At 71.7% G+C, this 22200-nt stretch carries 24 protein-coding genes; 11 read left to right on the plus strand and 13 right to left on the minus strand.

Annotated features, from left to right (window positions below; translation table 11 throughout):
- Positions 1-31 precede the first annotated feature (31 nt).
- The 3 genes from C470_RS07190 (at position 32) to C470_RS07200 (ending at position 1676) form a co-directional block, all read left to right on the plus strand.
- Positions 32-523 carry a hypothetical protein gene (locus tag C470_RS07190; protein WP_239638576.1) on the plus strand — a complete coding sequence of 164 codons (492 nt, stop codon included), beginning with the start codon at positions 32-34 and terminating at the stop codon, positions 521-523.
- Positions 524-554: 31 nt separating this feature from the next.
- Entirely contained in the window at positions 555-1391 is an 837-nt protein-coding gene (locus C470_RS07195; RefSeq protein ID WP_008366292.1) for an undecaprenyl-diphosphate phosphatase, read from the plus strand.
- A gap of 72 nt (positions 1392-1463) precedes the next feature.
- Positions 1464-1676, plus strand: coding sequence for a DUF433 domain-containing protein (locus C470_RS07200; RefSeq protein ID WP_008366294.1), 213 nt, complete (start codon positions 1464-1466; stop codon positions 1674-1676).
- On the opposite strand, the gene C470_RS16250 is transcribed toward C470_RS07200, so the two are convergent.
- The 4 genes from C470_RS16250 to C470_RS07220 form a co-directional block, all read right to left on the minus strand.
- On the minus strand, positions 1657-2178 hold the full coding sequence (locus C470_RS16250; RefSeq protein ID WP_008366296.1) for a hypothetical protein: 522 nt from the start codon (positions 2176-2178) through the stop codon (positions 1657-1659). The two genes, C470_RS07200 and C470_RS16250, sit on opposite strands and share 20 nt — an antisense overlap.
- A gap of 8 nt (positions 2179-2186) precedes the next feature.
- Positions 2187-2483, minus strand: coding sequence for a UPF0175 family protein (locus C470_RS07210; protein WP_008366298.1), 297 nt, complete (start codon positions 2481-2483; stop codon positions 2187-2189).
- 486 nt (positions 2484-2969) lie between these two features.
- The gene (locus tag C470_RS07215) at positions 2970-3710 is read right to left on the minus strand and encodes a bacteriorhodopsin (RefSeq protein ID WP_008366300.1); all 741 of its coding nucleotides are present in this window, start codon (positions 3708-3710) and stop codon (positions 2970-2972) included.
- Positions 3703-5286, minus strand: coding sequence for a methyl-accepting chemotaxis protein (locus tag C470_RS07220; RefSeq protein WP_008366301.1), 1584 nt, complete (start codon positions 5284-5286; stop codon positions 3703-3705). Before C470_RS07220 ends, C470_RS07215 begins: the two co-directional genes overlap by 8 nt.
- Before the next feature lie 204 nt (positions 5287-5490).
- Here C470_RS07220 and C470_RS07225 point away from each other — a divergent pair, with 204 nt between their 5' ends.
- The gene (locus C470_RS07225; RefSeq protein ID WP_004598826.1) at positions 5491-5940 is read left to right on the plus strand and encodes an acyl-CoA thioesterase; all 450 of its coding nucleotides are present in this window, start codon (positions 5491-5493) and stop codon (positions 5938-5940) included.
- 207 nt (positions 5941-6147) lie between these two features.
- Positions 6148-7203: a hypothetical protein gene (locus C470_RS07230; RefSeq protein ID WP_007344213.1), complete on the plus strand. Its 1056-nt coding sequence runs from the start codon at positions 6148-6150 to the stop codon at positions 7201-7203.
- Between the two features lie 42 nt (positions 7204-7245).
- On the opposite strand, the gene C470_RS07235 is transcribed toward C470_RS07230, so the two are convergent.
- Complete coding sequence (locus C470_RS07235) at positions 7246-8115, minus strand: ABC transporter permease (RefSeq protein WP_008366304.1); 870 nt, start codon at positions 8113-8115, stop codon at positions 7246-7248.
- On the minus strand, positions 8112-9188 hold the full coding sequence (locus tag C470_RS07240; RefSeq protein WP_008366307.1) for an ABC transporter ATP-binding protein: 1077 nt from the start codon (positions 9186-9188) through the stop codon (positions 8112-8114). Before C470_RS07240 ends, C470_RS07235 begins: the two co-directional genes overlap by 4 nt.
- Positions 9189-9244: 56 nt before the next feature.
- On the opposite strand from C470_RS07240, the gene C470_RS07245 reads away from it, so the two are divergent.
- On the plus strand, positions 9245-9709 hold the full coding sequence (locus C470_RS07245; protein WP_008366309.1) for a hypothetical protein: 465 nt from the start codon (positions 9245-9247) through the stop codon (positions 9707-9709).
- An 18-nt stretch (positions 9710-9727) separates the two neighbouring features.
- Here C470_RS07245 and C470_RS07250 read toward each other — a convergent pair whose 3' ends face one another.
- Genes C470_RS07250 through C470_RS07260 form a run of 3 tightly spaced genes read right to left on the minus strand, consistent with a single transcriptional unit; the run spans position 9728 to position 11644 of the window.
- Complete coding sequence (locus C470_RS07250) at positions 9728-10672, minus strand: ABC transporter substrate-binding protein (RefSeq protein ID WP_008366311.1); 945 nt, start codon at positions 10670-10672, stop codon at positions 9728-9730.
- A gap of 25 nt (positions 10673-10697) precedes the next feature.
- The gene (locus tag C470_RS07255; protein ID WP_008366313.1) at positions 10698-10979 is read right to left on the minus strand and encodes a hypothetical protein; all 282 of its coding nucleotides are present in this window, start codon (positions 10977-10979) and stop codon (positions 10698-10700) included.
- On the minus strand, positions 10976-11644 hold the full coding sequence (locus C470_RS07260; protein ID WP_008366315.1) for a class I SAM-dependent methyltransferase: 669 nt from the start codon (positions 11642-11644) through the stop codon (positions 10976-10978). The genes C470_RS07255 and C470_RS07260 overlap by 4 nt, the downstream gene beginning before the upstream one ends.
- Positions 11645-11766: 122 nt before the next feature.
- Here C470_RS07260 and C470_RS07265 point away from each other — a divergent pair, with 122 nt between their 5' ends.
- Positions 11767-12135 carry a VOC family protein gene (locus tag C470_RS07265; RefSeq protein ID WP_008366317.1) on the plus strand — a complete coding sequence of 123 codons (369 nt, stop codon included), beginning with the start codon at positions 11767-11769 and terminating at the stop codon, positions 12133-12135.
- A gap of 36 nt (positions 12136-12171) precedes the next feature.
- Here the strand turns inward: C470_RS07265 and C470_RS07270 are convergent, their stop codons facing one another.
- The 4 genes from C470_RS07270 to C470_RS07280 all read right to left on the minus strand — a co-directional run bounded on the left by C470_RS07270 (position 12172) and on the right by C470_RS07280 (position 15689).
- Positions 12172-12456, minus strand: coding sequence for a hypothetical protein (locus C470_RS07270; protein WP_008366319.1), 285 nt, complete (start codon positions 12454-12456; stop codon positions 12172-12174).
- 228 nt (positions 12457-12684) lie between these two features.
- Entirely contained in the window at positions 12685-13719 is a 1035-nt protein-coding gene (locus tag C470_RS07275) for a hypothetical protein (RefSeq protein ID WP_008366321.1), read from the minus strand.
- A 135-nt stretch (positions 13720-13854) separates the two neighbouring features.
- The gene (locus tag C470_RS16070) at positions 13855-14028 is read right to left on the minus strand and encodes a hypothetical protein (RefSeq protein WP_162832650.1); all 174 of its coding nucleotides are present in this window, start codon (positions 14026-14028) and stop codon (positions 13855-13857) included.
- A gap of 608 nt (positions 14029-14636) precedes the next feature.
- Positions 14637-15689: a zinc-dependent alcohol dehydrogenase family protein gene (locus C470_RS07280; protein ID WP_008366323.1), complete on the minus strand. Its 1053-nt coding sequence runs from the start codon at positions 15687-15689 to the stop codon at positions 14637-14639.
- 195 nt (positions 15690-15884) lie between these two features.
- Here C470_RS07280 and C470_RS07285 point away from each other — a divergent pair, with 195 nt between their 5' ends.
- The 4 genes from C470_RS07285 (at position 15885) to C470_RS07300 (ending at position 22199) form a co-directional block, all read left to right on the plus strand.
- The gene (locus C470_RS07285; RefSeq protein ID WP_008366325.1) at positions 15885-18296 is read left to right on the plus strand and encodes a type II/IV secretion system ATPase subunit; all 2412 of its coding nucleotides are present in this window, start codon (positions 15885-15887) and stop codon (positions 18294-18296) included.
- The gene (locus C470_RS07290; protein WP_008366327.1) at positions 18293-20305 is read left to right on the plus strand and encodes a type II secretion system F family protein; all 2013 of its coding nucleotides are present in this window, start codon (positions 18293-18295) and stop codon (positions 20303-20305) included. The genes C470_RS07285 and C470_RS07290 overlap by 4 nt, the downstream gene beginning before the upstream one ends.
- Positions 20306-20400: 95 nt before the next feature.
- Entirely contained in the window at positions 20401-21072 is a 672-nt protein-coding gene (locus C470_RS07295; protein ID WP_008366329.1) for a hypothetical protein, read from the plus strand.
- A 431-nt stretch (positions 21073-21503) separates the two neighbouring features.
- Positions 21504-22199, plus strand: a complete 696-nt coding sequence (locus C470_RS07300; protein WP_008366330.1) for a CRISPR-associated protein Cas4 — start codon at positions 21504-21506, stop codon at positions 22197-22199.
- The last annotated feature ends 1 nt before the right edge of the window (position 22200 follow it).

Raw genomic sequence — 22200 nt, forward strand, 5'->3', positions numbered from 1 at the left:
GCTCACCGCGGAGCCGGAGCCGGAGGTGATCGTGATCGACCTCAGGGAGACGTGGACGGTCGGCCCGTTCATCCGTCTCCTCGATGCGACCTTCGATCGACTCCTCCCCGCGTTCGACGACTCGCGTATCGCGAGCGCGATACGCGCCGGCGTGCGGTACACGCTGGCGGCGCCGGCGGTCGTCGTTGGCCTCGCGGTCCTCGTGGTGGGCCTCAGCCTCGGACTGGTGAGCGCCGCGGGCGGGACGCTCGGGACGACTCGCCTTGGTCTCACGGTCGGCGCGGTCGTCGCGGGCGTAATCGCGACGCGTGAACGCCGGAGTTGGGCGGCGCTCCGCGAGACCCGACCGGTCGAACTTCTCGTTGCCGTACTCGAACCCCCCGCGCCCCCGGACGAGTCGGAGTCGAGCGCAGCCCTAACCGACGGCAAACGCGATCCCACGGCACCCGATACTGACGAACCCAACCCACCTGAGCAGGACGCGACCACTGACGACCAGACACCTGCCGAGCAGAACCCATAATCGTCGCCTTTTACCTGTCCACCCGCCTCCGATGTCGATAGTGACCACCACGGAGCTGCTCATCGCCATCCTCGCCGGGATCGTCCAGGGCGTCGTCGAGTGGCTCCCCGTCTCGAGTCAGGGGAACCTCTCGCTCGTGCTCACGCTCGTCGGCACGGATCCCGCGGTCGCCGTCCAGCTCGCCTTGTTCCTCCAACTAGGGACGACGCTGTCGGCCGCGACCTACTACCGGACGGAGATCGCGACCATCCTCAAAACACTCCCCGGGTGGCGCCCCACGAACGCGTACGACGCCGACCACGCAATTGCGACGTACGTCGTCGTGGCGTCGCTGTTCACCGGGCTCGTCGGCATCCCACTGTATATCCTCGCCGTCGATCTCGTCAGCGACCTCACGGGCGGCGTCTTCATCGCCGTCATCGGTGTTCTCCTCGTGATCACCGGCCTCCTCCAGCGCGCCTCAGACAGCGTCAGTATGGGTGGCCGCGAGACCCCCTCGCTCGTCGATTCGATCCTGGTCGGCAGCGCCCAGGGATTTGCCATCCTCCCCGGGATCTCCCGATCGGGCGTGACGGCGAGCACGCTGTTGTTCCGTAGCTACGACCCGCCGACCGCGTTTCGGCTCTCCTTTCTCCTGTCGATTCCCGCGTCGGTCGGCGCGGCCGCCCTCACCGTTGCCGGCGCAGGCGGGCTTCCCGGCATCGCCCCGGTGCCCGCAGCGGTCGCACTCGGCGTCAGCGCCGTCGTCGGCTACCTGACGATCGATGCGCTCATGCGCGTCGTCGAGCGCGTGCCGTTCGCGACGGTGTGTTTCGCGCTCGGCGCGCTCGCGATCGTCGGCGGGGGCGGGATCGCGCTCGTCGTGTGATCTCCCAAGCGCATTCACCGTTCTGATCGGCTGGGCCATGCGTTTCAAGTCGGTACGAGTCGATTCTCCGGTATGGGAATCGTTCGGGATAGCGACCACAGCGACGGGGCGCCGACCGTCGGCGCAACGGGGATCCGCGTGAAAGACGTCGCGTCAGCGTACGAACACAGCGGGTACAGCCCCGACGAGATCACGCAGCTGTACCCCGACCTCACGCTCGGCGACGTCCACCGAGTGCTCGCGTACGACTGCGACGAGAGCAGGGTCACTCGTTTGCGTCGATAGTCTCGAACAGCGTATTCCGGTCCGCCTCGGAGAACCGATAGCCGTCTCGGTCTCGCAGTTCCGCAACGAGCGTCGACAGTTCCTCGGTCGTGGAGATCACGTCGCAGTGGATCGCCGCCTGAAACAGCAGTACGAGGTCCCAGACCTCGACGCCGATCTGCGCTCCGCGCGTGCCGACGTGCGCGTCGTCGGTCACGAGTCGCGCGTCGCGTTGCGACGCGATCGCGAGGCACCGCGCGTCGGTCGAGGAAAGCGCGTGGTCACCCAGCTCGTCCGCGAGTTCGAGTTCGGCTCCCGTCGGAGCGACGATCTCGAGCCAGCCGTCGTTGTACGATTTGACGGCGTCGATACGCGTGACGAAATCGTATCCCTCGGCCGCGGCACGGTCGAGTTCGTCGATGACCGACAGCGGCGTCTCGACGGTCTCGAACACCGACGGGAGCAGTTCCAACCGTTCGATCTTCGCGAGGGAACTCAGGACGTTGTTGTCGACGAGCGCCATCCGTCGATCTATTCCAGAAATGTTTCCAAGCGGTCCTCGCGGGCGGACTCGTCCAGGAATCCGGCCTCCCGGTCGATCCCCCGATCCGCGAGTTCGCGTTTGAAGGACTCCGTCGAGACGCCGGCCAGTTCGGCGCCGCGATTGAGACTCACCGCGCCGGTGCGGTACTTCTCGACCGCGAGCGAGAGCCGAAGCTCCGGACGCCGACGCAACAGCTCGCGGACAGCCTCCTCGACCACGGCATCGGTGTCGTCGTAGCCGCCGGCGGCCGCGATGGCGTCGAGATCTGCTCCGAGCCCGGACATACGAGACACTACGTCGGAATCACAGATAAATATGCTGTCGCGTCCGATCGAGCATCTCGTTGCGGACGGAGACGTCAGTGAACTCGGTCTCGAAACGGGCCTCGATGGGCGGTGTGAGAGAGGACGCTTCGTCTGTCTTTGCGCCGCTCACCGGTCCCGTTCGGCCTCGATCTCGCCTCTGATGTCGAGGACGATGTCGGAGTCGATACACCCGCCGAGACAGACGAGATCCACTCTCCGAACCACCGCAGCGTCGAGTGATCGCGGCCGATCACCCATCGACCGACCGAAGACAGACAAAACGTACTCTCTCCACCCGTCGAAGTCGAGAGCGCGGAACCGTGAGACAGACGAAACGGGCTCTCACACCGGGTTGCCGGTTTCGACGGGAACGGACGAAAACACGGACAGGGGCTGCCCGTGACGCGAGTAGACCGAACGGGGCCGAATCGATCGAGTCCGCGAGAAGAAGCGAAGCGCCGAACTTCAGTCGGCGCTCGACGCCACCGTCGCCGCGGACACACTCCGCTCGATGTCACCGTCGCCCCCACCGGCCCCCGACTCCGTCTCCGCCGCCAGCGTCTCCACGTTCGCGAAGACGAAGCCCGCGAACCCGACCCGGAGGAGGAGGTCGAGGTACTCCAGCGTCACCGTCGCGGTGAACGGATCGAACAGCCCGGCGATCTGGAGCATCGCCCACGCGATCAGCACGCCGAACGCGAACAGCGCGAGGTTCCGCGTCTTCTTGTAGAACAGCTCGCGGGCGGGCGCCTGGCGCGCCGCCGCGCTCGCCACGGGTCCGAAGAACAGCCCGACGAGCGTCACGTAGCCGACGAGGATCCCGAGGGTGCCCGCCGTCGCGAGCGGGCCCGCGAACACCTCCGCGAAGTCGTACCCGATCCGCATCGCGACAGTGATCGCGACGATCCCGCCGACGTACCGCCGGCTCACCCCCGCGACGAACGCCGCGAACCCGAACAGGAACGGGTACGCCACGTAGTCGGTGAGCAGCTGGCCGGCCTCCAGCGTGCCGGTGCCGACCGAGAACGTCCCGATCCCGGCGCCCCACGAGGCGATACCGACGCCCGCGAGCGCAACGACCGCGACGAACGGGTAGCAGTACCGCCGCAGGTCGGCCGGCTTGCGCCGCGCCAGCGCGAGCAGCACGACCGCGGAGACGGCGTAGATCCCCGCGGAGGCGAACCGCACCGTCGACGGCTCAATCATCGGCGCTCACCTCCGCGTCGCCGGCGGCCGGGCTCGCGGCGGCCGCGACCCCTCCGCCGGCGCCGCCCGCGTCCGCCCGCGTCTCGAACTGGTCGAGCCGCTCGGTGAGCGACGCGGTGCGCTCGGCGAGCGCCGTCGCCGTCTCCGCGAGGTCGCCGACGGTCTCGGCCGTCTCGTCCGCGGTCTCCGCGAGCGAGCGCGCTCGGTCGGCGGCGTCGGTCGCCGAGCCGTGGACGGCCTCGACGCGCGCCGCGACCGACTCGATCCCCTCGGCGCCCTCGTCGGTCGCCCGCGCGATGTCCCCCATCGCGACGTCGACGTCCTCGACGGTGCCGGTGAGCTCCTCGATCGCCTCCCCGGCGGCCTCGACCGCCGCGGTCGTCTCGTCGAGCTCCGTCATCGTGCGGTCCATCTCGCCGGCGACCGCCGACACGTCCTCGGTCACCTCGCCGATCGTCGCCTCGATCTCCGTCGTCGACTCGCGGGTCTCCTCGGCGAGCCCCTTCACCTCGTCGGCGACGACCGCGAACCCGTCGCCGTCGCCGCCCGCTCGCGACGCCTCGATCGAGGCGTTCAACGCGAGGATGTTGGTCTGCTCGGCGATGTCGGCGATCACGTCGGTGGTCTCCGCGACGCCGTCCATCCGGTCGTCGAGCCCGGCCACGAGGTCGTCGAGCTCTGCGAGCAGGTCGCCGATCGCGACGATCGCCTCGACCGCCTCGGTCGCCCGCTGTTCGCCCTCCTCGCCGAGGTCGGCCGCGGCGCTCGCGTCGCCCGCCACCTCGTCGGTCGTCGACGCGATCTCCTCGACGGTCGCCGAGAAGTCGTCGGTGTCGGCGGCCGTCTCGCGCAGCCGGTCGGTCTGCTCGTCCAGCTCGTCGGCCAGCCCGCGCATCTCGGCGGCCACCTCCTCGTTCATCGCGGCGACCTCGTCGGCCTCCGCGGCCATCTCCTCGCTCGTCGCCTCCACGTCGCCCGCGAACGACTGGATGTCCTCGACGGTGGTCGAGAGCCCGCCCGTCATCTCGTTGTACGCGGCCGTGATGCGCTCGATCGCGTCGACGTCGCTCTCCTCGTCGAGCCGGTGGGTGAGGTCGCCGTCGGCGGCGTCCTCCATGGCGCCGCCGATCTCGTCGGCGCGCTCCAACAGCGTCTCCGACATGGACTCCGCCTCCTCGCGGGCCGCCTCCGCCTCGCTCTGGGCCCGCTCGGACTCGGCGACCGCGTCCCGGAGCGACCGCCGCGTCTCGTCGAAGGCGGCGAACAGGCGCCCGATCTCGTCGCGGCGGTCGGACGTGGCGCGCGCGTCGAACTCGCCGCGCCCGACCGCCTCGGCGGTCTCCGTCAGCCGCCGCAGTTCGACCGCGACGTTGCCGACCAGCACGATTCCCAGCAAACCGAGGTTCAGCGTGACGACGACGCCGACCGACGTCAGCGCCGCCGTCGCCGCCGCCGGCGTTCCGACCGTCGCTACGTGGCCCGCAAAGAGAGCGACGAAGCCGAGCGTCACGGCGAGCGTCAGGATGACGGAGGCGCCGACCCGTCGCCCGTACCGCGTGGTGATTGCGTTCAACATACGTGTTGTCTGAAGGGAATAAGACTCCCCACTTAGGAGTGAAGGCCGAATTATACGAGACAATAATTTGAGCGGCCGGGCCGCGTTCTCGACCGGCTCCGGGATCCCCGAACGCGACCGTTCGTGGCGCTCGCCCGCTTCCGGATCACGACGGTCAGTCGATCCGAGGGCCGGGCTTTTCCCCCGGCCGCGCCACCGGCGAGTATGCCCAGCGTCAGCGACACGTACATCGAGAACCGCCAGCGCGTCCAGCCCACCCACACGAACAACTACGCCTCCGCACACGGGGGGAACGTCGTCAAGTGGATGGACGAGATCGGCGCGATGTCCGCGATGCGCGCCGCCGGCGAGACCTGCGTCACGGCCAAGATCAACGGGCTCGACTTCAAGCGCCCGGTCCCGCAGGGCGACACCTGCGTCATCGAGTCGTACGTGTACGCGGTCGGGCGCACGAGCCTCCGGACGCGGATCCGCGCGTACCGCGAGTCGCCGCGCACGGGCGAGCGCGAACTCACCACGGAGTCGTACTTCGTGTTCGTCGCCGTCGACGCGGACGGGAACCCGACGCCCGTTCCCGAACTGGAGATCACGGGCGAGCGCTGCCGCGAGCTCCGCGACGAGGCGCTCGCCGCGGAGCCGGACGAGGATCGGTGAGCCGCTCGCCGCCGGTCGTCCGGATGGACTCGGGGTCGTTGATTCGTCGGTGTCGGAGGTCGCGGCCGCAGCGGGGACGTCAGACGGCGTCTGCGAGGACGCGATCGACGTGGGGCACGACACGATCGGTCGACGCCGTCGACCGGCCGACCTGATTCAGAACGGGTTCCGAACAGTATTTGAGCCGGTCCGTGGTAGGGATGTCCGATGCCAGCGCCGGACGACCAGGTCATCCGTCTCCTCACCGACGATCCGGACGAGCGGATCGCCCACGACGGCGACGCGTCCCCGTCGGAGTCGACGATTGTGGACAGCCTCGAAGCGACGGTGAACGACCGCCCGGAGCTGTGGGCCGAGTCGGAGGTGAACCTCTGGAAGGAGAAGGCGGCGACGGAAGGGGCCGCAGTCCCGCCTCAGGAGGTCGTCCGCGAACTCGGCCACCCGTTACAGCCGGACATCGACCTGCTCGTCGGATCGGCGTCCGAGGAGGGGCGCGAGGGTCCGCTGATCGGCATCGAGGCGAAGTACTTCAGCACGTACAACGGGATCCGGGGCCACAACCTACTGCCGAAGCGCGTCGACGCGAACGGGAACGACACCGGCGGGTTCTACAGCGGACTGGGGCAGGCGCTGTCGCTCGTCTCTATGGGACTCGATGCGGTGTACCTCTGGCACGTGTTCAAGATAGACGACGACATCTACAGTACCGAGTCGGTCGGCGGAGACCAGACCCGGGACCACCGAGACGTTCTACGGGGGTACACCGGTCGTATCACGGAGATGCTGGACCGGCACGGAGTGCCGATCGGGTACCTCGCCAACGGGGTGGCAGTCGACTTCGGAAACCGGTTTATCCAGCTGTGTCCCCCGCGGAAGGCCCCGCGGTCCGAGAGCCGCGACACGGCGATTCGGGAGCTGTTCGACGAGGCCGTCTTGGGTTCGGGTCGGGCGACCGATTCCACGGCTCCGGAAGTGGCGCTGTCCGAGCTTCGAGGAAGCGGCGAGCGTGTTACCGTCGAGGCCGAGGTCAAGTCGGTCGACTACGTGAAGAAGTCACGGCCGCGGATGCCCGACCTGAAGGGGACGCTCCGGGACCCACGGACCGGCGCACAGGCCGCGTTCATCATCGACGCGGGCGTCGAGCACCCGTACATCGAGGCTGGCTCTCGTCTCCGGTTCGCTGACGCGATAGACCACTACTACGAGGGCGGCGACGAAGTCCAACTCCGCGTCGCAGACGACACCGCGATCCGGTCCGAGTGAGGGACGCGCGGACCGGGTCGGCGGCGAACTCGGATCGCCCGGTCAGTAATCCCCGAGCACGCCGAGCCGCCGCGCCCGCGCCGTCGCGTACTCGAACACGAGGTAGCCGCCGATCAGGTAGCCGACGGCGACCGCGACGAGCAGCGCCAGGTCGACGAGCGGGAACTCCCAGAGTCGGACGCCGTCGACCATCGCGCGCTGGAGCATGGCGCTGCCGTGCGCCAAGGGGAGGACGCGCGTCCACGGCAGGTCGAAGACGGGCGCCGAGATCAGCGCGACGAACCCGAACTGGAGCAGGTTGAGCCAGTTGCCGATCCGCTTGTAGAGGACCGTCACCCCGCCCGCGGCGAAGCCGAGTCCGAGGACAGACGTGATCGACAGCCCCGCGATCGCCACAACCGTCACCGGGGCGAGACTCAGCCGCGTCCCGGTCGCGAGGAGCATGACGGCGAGGATCACCGCGCTCGTGAGGAACGTCCGCACCACCTTCGCGACCCCCTTCAGCAGCGCGACGGGCGCGAAGCCGAACGGGGTGGTGATGTGGCGTTCGAGGGTGCCCCACTGCACCTCGCTGCCGATGTCGTTCGACACCGACGAGTACGCGCCCACCGACAGCGTCCAGAGGAAGTAGCCGACGACGATCCCCTCGATCGAGTCCGTCAGCGCCTGCCCCGCGAGCAGCTGGCCGCCGAGAAACAGCGCGGCGAAGAAGAACAGCGACACCACGATCCCCCCGATGGCGTTGGCCGGGTACCGCACGAAGATCAGGAACTCCCGGTACAGCACCGCCCGCGCCAAGTGGTAGTAGGTCGCCGGGCGAGGCTGGTCGTCGACGGCCGTCGCGTCACCGGACGCGCCGTCGGCGGTCGATTCCGCCGTCGACGCCGTCCCCGCGGACGCGTCGCCGCTCACGAACCCTCACCCCCGGACGCGGGGCCGGCGGCGCCGAGCCCGGTCCCGGTGCGCTCCAAGAACACCTCTTCGAGGTCGGGCTGAACCGTCCGAATGTCCGAGACGGTGACGCCGGCCGCCCGCAGCGCGTCGGTCAGGTCGTAGATCCGGTCGCCCCCGGCCGCGACCGTCACCGCGGGCGGGCGCGCGTCGCGGTCGACGGCGACGACCTCGAACCGCTCGCGCAGGTCGGCGACCGTCTCGGGCGTGAGGTCCGGGCTCGCCACCCGCACCGCGTCGCTCGCGGCCGCGCCGAGCAGCGCCTCGACGGTGTCGTCGGCGACGATCCGGCCGTTCGACAGCATGACGACGCGGTCGCACACCGCCTCGATCGTCGTCATGTCGTGGCTGCTGACGACGATGGTGAGCCCCTCCTCGGCCGCGAGCCGGCGCAGCTCCGCCCGGAGCGTCCGCGCGCTCTCGACGTCGAGTCCGAGCGTGGGCTCGTCGAGGAACACGAGTTCGGCGCCGCCCGCCAGCACGCTCGCGAGCGACACCTTCTGTTTCATCCCCCGGGAGAGGTCGCGAACCGCCGTGTCGGCCTTGTCCGCGAGGTCGAGCCGGTCGAGCAGCCGGTCGTGGCGCGCCGCCACGGAGTCGGGGTCGACCCCGCTGATCGTCGCGAAGTACCGCAGGTTCTCCCGGACCGTGAGCCGCCAGTAGTCGTTGCGCGCGCCCTCCAGCATCGCGTCCACGTCGGCGTACGCCGCCCGCCGGCCGTCGCGCACGTCGTTCCCGAACACCCGCACCGAGCCCGCGTCGGGAACCACGATCCCCAGCGCGCACTTGATCAGCGTCGTCTTTCCGGCGCCGTTCGGCCCGAGCAGGCCGACGACCGACCCGCGCTCGACCGTGAGGCTCACGTCGTCGACGGCCACCACCGCGTCGTCGCCGTCGCCGAACCGCTTCGTGAGCCCCTCGACCGCGAGCGCCGGCGGGTCGGGCTCGCCGTCGGACGACTCTGCGCCGCGTGCCGCGTCCGTCTCGTCGCGCTCGCGGGGACCGCCGCGGGCGCTCGTCGCGCTCCGTGCCATCGCCCTTCAGTACGCGCCGGCGGCGGATATATCCGCGCTCGCCGGCGACCCTCGGTGTGGACCTCGACCGCTTCGCCGCGGACGCCCCCAGCGACGATGCGCCCGGGGACGCCCGCGTCTGCGTCGTAGCGACGCAGGAAGAGACCTTCGAGCGCTGCCGCGCAGGCTTTTACCCCGCGCCGCGGTCGTACGACCGCACCCGCGCCGACTTCGACTACATGGCGTTTTACCGGACCGCGCCGGTGTCGGCGGTCACGCACTACGCTCGCGTCGTCGACCGGACCGAGCAGACGCGAGGCGAGCCGGGACCGATGGACGAGGCGGACTGGGCGGCGCTCATCGACCCGTTCTCCGAGGAGCGCGTGGTCGTGATCTTCGAGCTCGACGACCTCGTGCCGCTGGAGCGCCCGGTCGACAACGACCTGAACGGCGTCCGCGGCGCGTGGTACTGTACGGTCGCGGACCTGCGCACGGCAGAGACGCTCTCCGCGCTCCGGGAGTCAACGGAGACGGGTGCCTGACGCGGCGGCCGGGACCGCTCACCCGCCGTCGGGGCAGACGGACGGCATCGCTGCGCGGTCGACGCGCGCGACTCGGTCGTGTGCGGCGGGCGTCGTCCCGGCGTACTCGGGGTGGAGACAGGCGAAAAGCGCCTCCAGCGAGTCGACGAGCCGGTGGCTCGGTCGGTTGAACAGGCCGTTGCCGTCGACCGCGTAGGCTCGGTCATCGACGACCGCCGTGATCTCGTCGAAGCCGGGGCGGGCGGCGAGGTCGGCGACCGAGTCGACGGCGCGGTCGCGGTCGAAGCCGCAGGGCGCGACGACGAGCGCCTCGGGGTCGAACTCGCGTACGTCGGCCCACGCGACCGGCTCGGAGGGCCCGTCGGGCTGGAACGCGGGGTCGCCGCCCGCTATCTCGACCATGTCGCGCACCCAGTGGCCCGCGCGGATCGGCGGGTCGGTCCAGTCGAGGACGGCGGTCCGGGGGCGCCCCTCGTCGGCGACCGCGCGCTCCGCCCGCTCGCGGACCGCGTCGACGCGCTCGCGAAGGTCCGCCCGGAGGTCGCTCGCGACCGCTTCCTCGCCGACCGCCGCGCCGATCCGCACCACGTCGTCGAGGGCGTCCGCGAAGGAGTGCGGGTCGCAGGCGAGTACGTCGGGCGCCGGGTCGAGCCGCGCGGCGGCCGCGCGGACCTCGCTCGCGTCGACCGCGCAGACGTCGCAGGTGGCCTGCGTGACGAGCAGGTCCGGCTCCAGGTCCGCGAGCCGCGCCTCGTCGAGGTCGTAGACCGCGCCGTCGACGTCGCGCATCTGCTCGTCGATGTCGGCCGCGGAGCGGTCGGCGTGGGCGACGACCGTGCTCGTCAGCGTCGGCAGCTCGCGGGCGGCGGGCGGGTGGTCGCAACTGTGCGAGACGCCGACCGGCTCGACGCCGAGGGCGAACAGCGTTTCCGTGGCGGAAGGGAGAAGCGAGGCGACGCGCATGTCTGGCTCGAAGTCGCGCGAGGGCCTAAAGTGAGGGGCCCGACGCGCCGACGACGTCCGCGGTCGCCGTTGCGTACGCCGCTGCGAGATCGCCGTTCGGCAGCGCGTCGAGCGCGGCCGCACACCCCCACCGGACGCGGTCGCGGCGCTCGCCGGCCGGCAGCTTGTTCGTCGCCACCGTCTCGGCCGTCTCGAGCAGGGACCGCGCGGTGTCGACATCGCCGCGCTCGGCGGCCGCGCGGGCCTCCGCGAGCAGCTGATCGAGGCTGGCGCGCACGTCGTGGGGGACCTCGTCGGAGTCGGTCACGGGTCGGTCGCCCCCGACTCGGTGGCGCCCCCGTCGGGCGCCGCGTCCCCTTTTAGTTTCGCGAACGCGAACTCGGTGCTGCTCCCGAGCGGGTCGGTCGCGGTCCGCGTCTCGACGTCGGCGAACCCCGCCGCGCGGAGCTGGTCGAGGGTGCGCTCGCGGCCGGGCGCGGAGAAGAACATCTCGCCGCCCATCCAGCCTTGCCGCACCGTCTCGAAGCGGCCGCTCGGCAGCGTCGCGAGGAGCCGGCCGCCGGGGCGGAGGACGCGCGCGAACTCGTCGTACACGTCCGGGTGGCGCTCGCGCTCGACGTGAAACACCGCGTGGTACGCCGTGATCGCGTCGAAGCGGTCGGCCGCGAACGGGAGCGCGGACATCTCGCCGTGGACGAGCCGCGCGTCGGGGACGGTTTCGCGAGCGAGGTCGAGCCCGCGTCGGGAGACGTCGAGGCCGACGCTGCCCGGCGGGAGGTTCGCGAGCGTACGGGCGCCGTCGCCGCAGCCGACGTCGAGGACGAGCGGGTCGCCGTCGCCGGCCTCGGGGTCGCCGGCGAGCGCGTCGAGCAAGTCGTCGATCAGCGCCGCGTCCGAGCCGTCGGGGTCGCGGCGGGCGGCGTACGTCTCGGCGACCGCGTCCCAGGCGCGGCGCACCGCGTTGCGGTCCATACGGACGGAAGGAGCGCGAGCAACATGATTGATCGGGCGAGCCGGTGCCGCGTCGGCCGCGGGGGGCGGCGGTCGGGAACCGGCGGTCGGGAATTTATCACGGCGGGGCGCGAGGCCGACGCATGGAGATTCTCCACACCTGTCTGAACGTGGCGGACGCCGACCGGACCGCGGACTGGTACGTCGACGAGCTCGGGTTCGAGCGGTCGTGGGAGTTCACCACCGCGGACGGCGACACCCGCAACGTGTACGTCGCGGACGGGAACGGCGTCGAGTTCCAGCTGTCGGACACCGATGGCGAGGCGCCGAGCGCGGACGGCGACCGCTACGACCACGTCGCCGTCGGCATCGACGACGTCGACGCGGCGTTCGCGGAGATCGATCACCACGGCGTCAGGGAGGCGCCGACCGACCACCCGGAGGCCGGAGCCCGGGTCGCCTTCGTGAAGGACCCGGACGGCCACGTCGTCGAACTGATCGAGCCGCTCTGAGCGGGCGTCGCGAACCGCGTTCGATAGGGAATCGGGTTAGCGGTCTGCGCGGCGGACCACAGCGACGACGAGTAACGCGACCGCGACGGCGACCCCGACCGCGCCGAGCGTCTCGGGCGAGACCAGCGCCGGCTCGGCGGTCGCGGCGGCGGTGTCGATCGGCTGGTCGGCGGCGATCGGGTTGCCGCTCTCGTCGATGAACGCCCCGTTCACGTCGCCATCGTTCTGTGCGAGCGGGCTTCCCGCGAACACGACGCCGACAGCGAGCAGCAGCGCGACGATCACGACGAGCGTCGGGACACGGACCGAGGCTCGTCTCATCCGGCGATCACTGTCGTGCCTGCGTCGTCGGTTCGGGTGCGGCGGCGTATTGAACTCATGCGTGGAATTCAGTGGCGAAGCTATCGGAGTGAGTACCGCGACACGCATAGTATTTCGCCGATAGAACGACTTCGGTGGGATCCTGAGGGTCGTTCAGGATGGGCCTGAAATCCAAGGCAAACGCGTCGACCGCGTCGGTCGGGATCCCGGAGTCGATCGGCTCCCGTGCTACCCGGCCGATACCTCCGGCGCGGGCCGCGCGAACCAGTACCCGTACCCGAACGGGACGGCGCCCGTCACGACGCCGATCAGAACCGCGAGCGGCCCGAAGACCAGTCCGACAACCCCGAGCGCGCCCGCGATCGCCGCCGTGGCGAGGAGCCCGATCCCGAGCGTCGCGCCGGCGAGCAAGGCCCAGCGCCGCTGAGCGGCGAGGACGCCGGCGAGGACGCCTGCCGCGACGACCGTCGCGCTCGCGGGACCGGTGACGAAGCGGGAGAGCGAGCCGCTCTCGAACAGGGCGGTGCCGACGAGCGCGACCGGGAGCGCGAGCGCGGCGACCGCGGCGGCCCGGCGGGCGGTGAGGAGGCGGTCGCGCGTCGGCTCTCGGTAGCGGTACGCGAGGAGGCCGAGCGCGACCGCCGCGTACCCGCGGCCGACCGGCGTGAGGACGAAGCCGACGGCAGCGCCCGCGACCTGCGCGAAGACGGCCGCCTCGCTTTCGACCGCGACGGCGTAGTACGCCCCGTCCTGCCGGTACAGTCCCGACCGGAGGGTCCCGTTCGTCGCGGTCCCCTCGTCGATAGCGGTCCGCACGCCGGGCGACGCCGCGGCCGCTGGGCGCGCGACGGCGCCGAACACCGTCTCGGGGTCGGTCTCCCGCATCTCGATCGTCGCGTTCGTCGTCTCGCCGCGCGTCGACAGCGTCCACTCGTAGTAGCTCCCGTCGTACCAGACGTACGGCGAGTCGGCGTCGTCGAGCGCGATGTCCAACTCCGGGGAGAGCGACCCCTCGAAGGACCCGGTCGCGGCGGCGGTCCGGACCGGCTCCCGGTGCCGATCGGACGTGTCCGAGAGCCGCTCGTCGAGGTCGGTGACGTTCGGCGACGCGCCCGCGACCAGCTCCGGATTCTCGCCGGGTTCGACGGCCGTCGCCTCGTAAGTGATCTGCGTGTCGCCCGCGGTTGCGTGAAAGGCGAAGCTGAGTCCGAGACCGACGACGAGGAGGGCGAGGATCGCGAGCGTTCGAGTGGAGGGCGGCACGGACCGGAGTACATGATAAGCAGTTGTAAATTTGTGGATCGGGAGTCGGGGGAGGCCGAGACGGGGCGGCCGCTCACGGGACGGGGACACGCGAAAGAAACGTCGGGGTTCGAGGCGGGGTCGTCCCCGACCGCGTCAGTCGTCGGCCGGGGCGCGCGGCTCCGCCGGGGGCTCGGGCTCCTCCGTCTCGTCCGCCGGCTCGTCGACCGCGTCGACGTCGGGAGCCTCGTCGAGCTCGTCCGCCTCCTCGGACCGGTGACGCGCCTTGACCTCCGTCCACGTGCGCGCCTCGTCGTAATGGTGGCACATGACAACAGGTAACAAGGCATTGGGCATAATAAAAGTCACGCCGATACGGTCGAAATAGGACGTTTGAGCGGTTCTGTCTGCCATGTGTCCGAATGCCCATCGGCGGCTACTAGTCCGTCGACGGCTGCGGAATCCACGACCGCTCACGTATAAATGAGCGACTACACCTCGGCGACGAACACGGCCAAACCTCAGCCGTTCACTTATAAATTGGCGTCCGTGAATCGACGGCCAGCACCGCCAAAGCCCCAGTCTTTTAGTTATAAATGGGCAACTGTGTCTCGACGACGGAGACCTCCAAAGCCCCAGCCGCGAGGACTCGCGTGACTCGCTGCGCTCCTCGGTCGCTACGCTCCCTGCGGTGCTTGCGTCGCCAGGCTTCGCCCTCGCGGCTGCCCCTTTGAGTCCCGCCCCGCACCGCACAGCACCGCAGCCTCACGCCTCCCCAGCCTCGCGGTTCGCTCGGGGCTCCCTCCGGTCGCCCGTCGCTCACCGCGTCCCTCGCGCGTGCTCCTCGCGGCCGCCGGTGGCGGCCGCTCGCAGGCACGCGCCACCACTTAAAAATCGAGTCGAGCAGACGTAGATCGGAAATCCGGTTTCGCGGCCGTCTACGCGTCGCCGTGCGGTTTGACGAGCACCTTGATCGCCTCCCGTTCGTCCATCATGCGGTACCCCTCGGCGACGTCGTCGAGGCCCACCGTCTCGGTGAAGATCGGCGCGGGGTCGAGCGTCCCCTGGAGCACGTCGGCCATCAGCTCCTCGGCGTACGCGCGGACGGGGGCGACGCCGCCCGCGAGCGTCACGTTCTGCCCGAACATGCCGAACACGTCGAGGCCCTCGTCTTCGACGCCGTAGGGGACGCCGACGTACCCGATCGTGCCGCCGGGGCGGACGGCGTCGATGGCGGTGTTCATCGCGCTCGCGGCGCCGACGCACTCCATCACGTGGTTCGGCCCGCCGTACGTGAGCTCGCGGATCCGCTCGACGGCGGCCTCGCCGCGCTCGGAGACGGTCTCGGTGGCGCCGAACTCCTCCGCGAGTTCGAGGCGGTCCTCGTGGTGCCCGACCGCGATGATGCGCTCCGCGCCGAGCCGGCGGGCCGCGAGGACGCCGCAGAGCCCGACCGCGCCGTCGCCGATGACGGCCACTGTCGAGCCCTCCTCGACGCCCGCACTCACGGCCGCGTGGTGGCCGGTGCCCATCACGTCGGTCAGGGGGAGCAGCGAGCGGAGGGTGTCCTCGTCGTCGGCGTGGCGGTCGGGAACGCGAACGAGCGTGCCGTCGGCGTGGGTCGAACGAACGTACTCGCCCTGGCCGCCGCCGTTGTCGCCGCCCCACGAGTCGCCGTTCTCGCAGGAGGTGTGGAGCCCCTTCCGACAGAACTCGCACTCGCCACAGGAGATCGCGAACGGCGCGAGCACGCGGTCGCCCGGCTCGACGGAGGTGACGTCGTCGCCGACCGCCTCGACGATCCCCATCGGCTCGTGGCCGACCGGGGAGCCAGCGTCGCGGTCGCTGTCGCCGCGGTAGAACCAGAGGTCCGAGCCGCAGATCGCGGTGTGAGTGACGCGGACGATCGCGTCCGTCGGGGCCTCGATCTCGGGGCGCGGTCGCTCTTCCACGTCGATCTCGCCGGGGGCGTTGAAAACGGCTGCGCGCATACCGTCGGTGCGGCGCGAACGCACAAAAGCGCGGCGTCGTCAGCGCGGAGGTTTCAGCCCGCAGAAACGACAGCGTTCCGACAAAAAATAACGCTTAAACTGCGGCGCTGGCGAGGCGGAGGCGATTGGAAGAATGACACGGTGCGGCGACGCGAGCGGGGCGACGGATCGACCGGCGAAACGGGTGTTCGAACCGTGAGCGACGGCGCGACTCTCCGGATCGTCGACGAGCCCGACGACGACCCGGGCGGCGCGGTCCCCGCGCCGGTGCCGCCGGGCGACCCGGAGGCGTGGTACGCGCCGGACGTCCGGGCGCAGTACGAGGCGGCGCCGGGCGTGGTGGCGACCGTCCGCGAGCGCGACGGCGGGCGGTTCGGCTACGACGTCCGCGAGCCGCCGCTGTCGCCCGCCGACGAGCGCGCGCTCGACCGGGTCCGCGACCGCTTCTCCGCCGTGCGACACCGCCGCCCGCTCACCCGGGTCGGCGTCGTCGAGCGCGCCGAGCGCGGGTTCGAGCCGAAGTACGCGACGGCTATCGACCGGCTGGTCGACGCGAGCGCGGCGGCGCGGCGGCGGATCGACTACCACGCGCTGCGGGAGTTCCGGCTGCTCGGCGAGCTCACGCCGGTCGCCCTCGACGACCGGATCGAGGTCGCGGACGTCGGCGACGACCGCGAGCTGGTGGTCCACACCGAGACGTTCGCGCCGCTGGAGACCGGGATCGACGCCGACGCGGACTACGTGGAGCGCGTGGCCGCCGAGCGGCTCGCGCAGTACGCCGTCGAGTTCGCCGGCATCCCGGTCGAGGTCGTCGTCTACCGCGAGCGGCTGCTCGGCTCCGACGCGTTCGAGACGAAGTACGCCGTGCTGGAGCCGGACCTCCTCCCGGGCGACGAGGAACTCATCGAGGAGTGCAAGTCGCGGATCTGGGAGACGACCGTGAGCGACGTGATCGAGGACCGCGAGTCGTTCGTCGCCGCCCGCGCCCGGCGGTTCCTCTCGCGGCGGCTCACCGCGCGCAACACCCGCGCGTGGCTCGACGCCGCGCTCCACCGGGCGCGGGCCGCGCTCGCGGACCGGGGGCTCGCCGCGCCCCCCGTCGACTCGCGGTTCGCCCGCGACCGGCTCGACGACCTCGCGTACTACGTGTTACGCGACTTCGTCGGCGAGGGCATCCTCACGGTGCCGATCCGCGACCCGCACCTGGAGGACGTGGAGGCGAACCGCGTCGGCGAGCGCGTGAAGGTCGTCCCCCGCGCCTCCGTCCTCTCGGGCGCGGCGGGCGGACCGGGCGAGGCGGGGGGGTTCGACGGAGACGACGAGGCGGCCCCCGAAGCCGGCGCCCGCGTCCCGACGAACCTCGCGTTCGAGGACGAGACGACGTTCGTCGACGTGGTCACGGGGATCGCCGCCCGCGACGGCACGGAGCTGAACGCCTCGACGCCCTCCGCGAAGGTGAACCTCGAGCTCGACGGCGTGCCGCAGACGATCCGGTGTGCGGTGGCGCTGCCCGTCATCTCCGAGGGCGGCCCGCACGTCTCGATCCGGAAGCAGCGCGCGGACGCGCTCACCCCGGTCGACCTGATAGATCGGGGGACGCTGTCGGTCGAGCTGGTGACCCTTCTGTGGCTGTTGTACGAGCACCGCGGGGTCGTCCTCTTCGCCGGCCCGACCGGCGTCGGGAAGACGACGCTGCTCAACGCCCACGCGCCCTTCATCCCCTTCGACGCTCGCCCGATCTCCGTCGACGAGGGGTCCCGTGAGGTCCGGCTCCCCCACGAGACGGGCGTCTCGCTCACCACCCGCGACCACGAGGACGCCTACAAGACGGTGGGGATGGCGGAGCTGATGACCGAGGCGAATTACCTGAACCCCGACGTCGAGGTGATCGCCGAGATCAACACCCCCGAGAGCTTCGAGACGTTCGCCGAGAGCCTCAACACCGGCCACGGCGTGATCGGCACGACGCACGCCGAGGACGTCGAGGCGCTCGCCAACCGCCTGCGCGAGCGGGACCTCCCGGCGCGCCTGCTGCGCGAGGTCGACCTCGTCGTCTTCCCCCGGCAGGTCGACGGGGAACGATACGTCTCCCGGGCGATCGAACCCCTCTCCGAGGCCGCCTACGACGGGCTCGACCCGGAGGCGACGCGGAGCCCGACCGGCGACCCGAAGCGCGGCGGCGCGGGCGTCGTCGAGGCCGGCGGCGAGTCGGTCCGCTTCAACACGGTCGCCTGGCGCGACGGCGACGGGACGTTCCGGTTCCCCGGCGCGCCGGGCGGGGACGCGGACGGCGGGGTGGGGAGGGCGGGCGCGGCCGGGGCGGGCGACGTACCGGGCGACGGCCGCGGCGGGCCGCGGTTCCGCGTCTTCGACCGGATCGCGAACCGGACCGACCGCGACCGCGAGGCGGTCGCCGCCGAGTTCGCGTCGAAGCGGCGGTACGTGGAGTACCTCGTGCGCGACGGCGTCGACGACCCCGAGGCGCTGTTCGAGTTCCTCGCCGACCTGCGCACCGACGAGGCGGCGACCGTCGAGCGCGCCGCCCGGACGATGGACCGCGACGGTGACGGAGACCGGGACGACTCGTCCGAACGGGGGCGGCCGTGAGCCGGCGCCGCGCGACCGACGCGGTCGCCGGGAACCGTGACACCGAGGACAGGTCCGCGGACGACGCGCTCGCGACGGGCGGCCGGTTCGCGGTCGTCGACCGCGTCTGCTACGCGCTGTTCGCGCGCCACGCGAGCGACCGGCGACACGACGCCGACCGGAAGCGGTACCGCGGCACCGCGCTCGACACCGGGTTCGAGACGTACCTCGCGCGGGCGTACGGCCTCTCGTGGATCGTCGCGGCCGCCGCCTTCTTCCCCGCGCTGGTGGTCGCGACGGGCGCCGCGCCGGCGGTCGCGGCCGCGGTCGAGGCGCGGTTCGGGGCGGCGCTGCTCTCGGCCGGGTCGACCGCGGCGCCCGCGCCGACGCCGGACTCCGTGGGGCCGCTCCGGACGGCCCGCGCGGCGCTGCTCGTCGCGGTCGCGGTCGCGCTCCTCGCGAAGCGCGCGACCGTGGCGGCCGCCGGGCTCGGCCTCCGTTGGGTCGCCGCGACGCGGCGGACGGACATCGAGCGCACCCTCCCCGGAACGGTCCGGTACCTCGACCTGCTCTCCTCGGGGAGCGACGGGCCGCGGGCGATGCTCCGGAAGGCAGCCGCCGGCGACGCGTACGGCGCCACCGCCACCTCGCTGCGGAAGGCGCTCAACGCCGCCCGGCTGGCCGGGAGCCTCGACGAGGGGCTCCGGCGGGTCGCGCGGGACACGCCGTCGCGGGAGCTGCTCGCGCCGTTCCTCCTGAAGTTCCGCAAGCACGCGGCGACCGGCGACGAGGCGCTCTCCGAGTTCCTCGCCACCGAGCGCCGAATGTTATCCCATCGGCAGGACCGCGCCCGGAAGCGCGCGCGGCGGTTCCTCGAACTGCTCACGGAGCTGTTCGTCGCGGTGCTGGTGTTGCCGGCGCTGCTCGTCATCGGCGCGACCGCGCTGTCGGTCGTGATCCCGGAGCTGCTCCCGCCCGTCGAGACGCCGGTCGGCGTGGTGCCAACGCGGGCGGTAGTGCTGTACGGCGCCGTCGCGTTCCTCGTCGCCTTCGGCCTCGCGGCGGCGGTCGCGGTCGGCACGCTCCGCCCGCCGAGCCAGCGCGCGAGCTACGAGCTGCCGGCGGGCCCGCGGGCGATACTCGCGACCGCCGCGCGGAACCCCGCGAGCACGGCGGTCGTCGCCGTCGTCCCGGCCGTCGCGCTCGCGGCGTGGCTCGCGCTGGCGGGCTACACGCTCGTCAACGTCGTCCTCGTCGGGTACGCCGCCTTCGCGGTGCCGGTCGGGCTCGTCGCCGCGCGGCGCACCCGGATCGACGACGCGAAGGACCGCGAGCTGGCCGACTTCGTCCACGCCGTCTCGGGCCACGTCGCGCAGGGGCGCCCGCTCGAGGCCGCGGTCGCGGCGGTCGCGCGCGACGCCGATCTCGGCGTCCTCGACGACGACGTGGCGGATCTCGCGTTCGCGCTGCGCTCGACGACGGCACCGGAGGGGCCGGACGGAACCGCGGGCGACTCCGCCGACGAGGCGACAGCGGTCGACGTCCGCGGCGCCGCCATCGAGCGGTTCGTCGACCGCGTGGACACCCCGCTGGCGGCGCGGACGCTCGGGCTCGTCACGGGCGCCCTCGACGCCGGCGGCGACGCCGACGCGGTGTTCGAGACGCTCCGGATCGAGGTCGGGCGGCTGTACAGCGAGCAGCGCGCGCTCCGCTCGTCGATGCAGCCGTACATCGCGGTCGGCTGGGCCGCGGCGGTCCTCGTCGCCGGGGTCGTCGCGGTCGTGAACACGCAGGTGGTCGACGCCGCGCGGCTCGCGGAGATCGCCGCCGCGTCGGAGGCGGTGACGGAGCCGGAGGGGGTGTATCCCGAGTTGGAACGCTTCCGGCTGTACGTCGTCACGCAGGCGACGGTGCTGGCGTCCGGGTGGTTCGCTGGCACCGCGGCGCGGGGGCGATATGCGGCCTTGCTCCACTCGGGCGCGCTGGTGGCGTGCTGTTACGTGGTGTTCACGGTCGGCGGGCTGGTGTGAGGCTGCTCGAAGGCCGAGCGAGCGGCGCGCCGCCGCCCGAGCGGACGCGGCGCCGACACGAGGCTTTTCCACCCTGCCCCCGTAGTTCGAACCCCATGGACGAGAAGACCGCCGAACTCCGCGACCTGTTCGTCGACGCCACCGGCTCGGAGACGGTCACCGAACGCCAGGAGGCGGAGCGGGGGACCCTCGTCAATCGCGACGACGCCAGCGAGGGGGTCCGCGACCTCGTCGCCGCGATGCGCGAACGGTACGGCTTCTCGACGCCGCTCGACGACGCCGCCTACGCGCTGGTCGCCCGCGGCCGGTTCGACGACGCGGACGACGCGGCGATCGCGGCGGCGATCCGCGACGCGCTGCCCGACACGGACGGCGACAGCGACGTCGATCCCGCGGACGTCGACGCCGAAACCGTCCGGAAGGCGCGCTTCGACCTCCACCTCGTGCGCGAGTCGGACCGGGAGGTCGACGCGGGCGGCGGCGACTCCGATCCCGCGTTCGAGTACGCCGACCTGAAGCGGCTCACCGCGGCCGGGAACTCCATCGTCGAGTGCGCCGAGGAGTTGGACGCACAGCCCGACACGGTCGCCCGGTACGCCGCCGTCGCGCGGACGGACATCGCCTCCACGCGTGCGAACGACCGCTTCCGCGACGCGTTCCGCGACCTGCTCACCGACGCCGACATCGAGGGGTCGCTCGCGAGCGACGCCCGCGAGGACGGCCTCCGCGAAGCGACCGAGGACATCGAGACGGACGTTTCTTTATAAGTAACAGCAGAGGCGGGGATGAGCGGTTCCGAAGCCCCAACCGCTCGCTTATAAATGACTGACTTCGAATCGACGGCGAACACCTCCAAAGCCCCAGCCGCGAGGAGCCCGTACGCTCGCTGCGCTCCTCGTCACTCGCTTCGCTCGTTCCTGCGGTGCTTGCGTCGCCTACGGGCTCCTCGCGGCTGCCCCTTTGAGTCCCGCCCCACCGCACAGCAGCCGCACCTCACGCCTCCCCAGCCTCGTCAGTCGCCTCCGCTTCGCTCCGGCGACTGACTCCCTCGCGCGTGCTCCTNCCCCAGCCTCGTCAGTCGCCTCCGCTTCGCTCCGGCGACTGACTCCCTCGCGCGTGCTCCTCGCGCCCGGTGGGCGCTCGGAGGCACGCGCCACCGCGGTTCTATTTATAAGTGAAGCCGCGGCCAGCCCGTCTCGTGACCCTCGTTCCGTTCAGCGACCTGGCCCGCGCGGCGTACTGCCCCCGACAGCTCTACTACGTCCGGCGCGACGACGAGCGGAGCGTCCCGCCGAAGGCGCGCGAGCGAATCGACCTCGCGTTCCGGTACGACGAACTGGTCGACGCGCCGGAGCGGGTGTTGCGGCAACTGCCGCTCCATCGGTCCCCGGCCGCGTACCGCCGGAATCTGGACCGACTCCGCGAGCGCGAGGCGTACGACTCCCTCGTCGACCCCGCGAGCGAGCGCGGGTTCCTCTCGGGCAAGGACTGCCACGGCACCGTTCACAAGGTGCTGGAACCGAGCGGAGAGCCCGACGACCCGGACGAGACGGAACCGTCGCCACCGCCGATTCCGACGCTGGTCTCGTCGGGCGAGCCGCCGGAGAACGGCGTGTGGGAGCCGCAGGCGGTGCGCGCGGTCGGGCTCGCGAAGGCGCTGGCGTGGGAGCGCGAACGCGAGATCGAGCGCGCGCTGGTCGAGTACCCCGCGGTCGGGGTCGTACGCGAAGTCCGACTGACGCTGCGGAAGAAGGCCGCGTACCGCGAGGCGCTCCGCGCGGCGCGGGCGATCGACGGCCCGCCGCCGCGCGTCGACGACGACCGGTGTAACGCCTGCGACTACGCGGCCGAGTGCGGCACCCGGCGGCGGTCGCTGCGGTCGCTGCTGGGGTGAC

The sequence above is a fragment of the Halorubrum distributum JCM 13561 genome, assembly GCF_000337395.1.
Lineage (GTDB): Archaea > Halobacteriota > Halobacteria > Halobacteriales > Haloferacaceae > Halorubrum > Halorubrum distributum.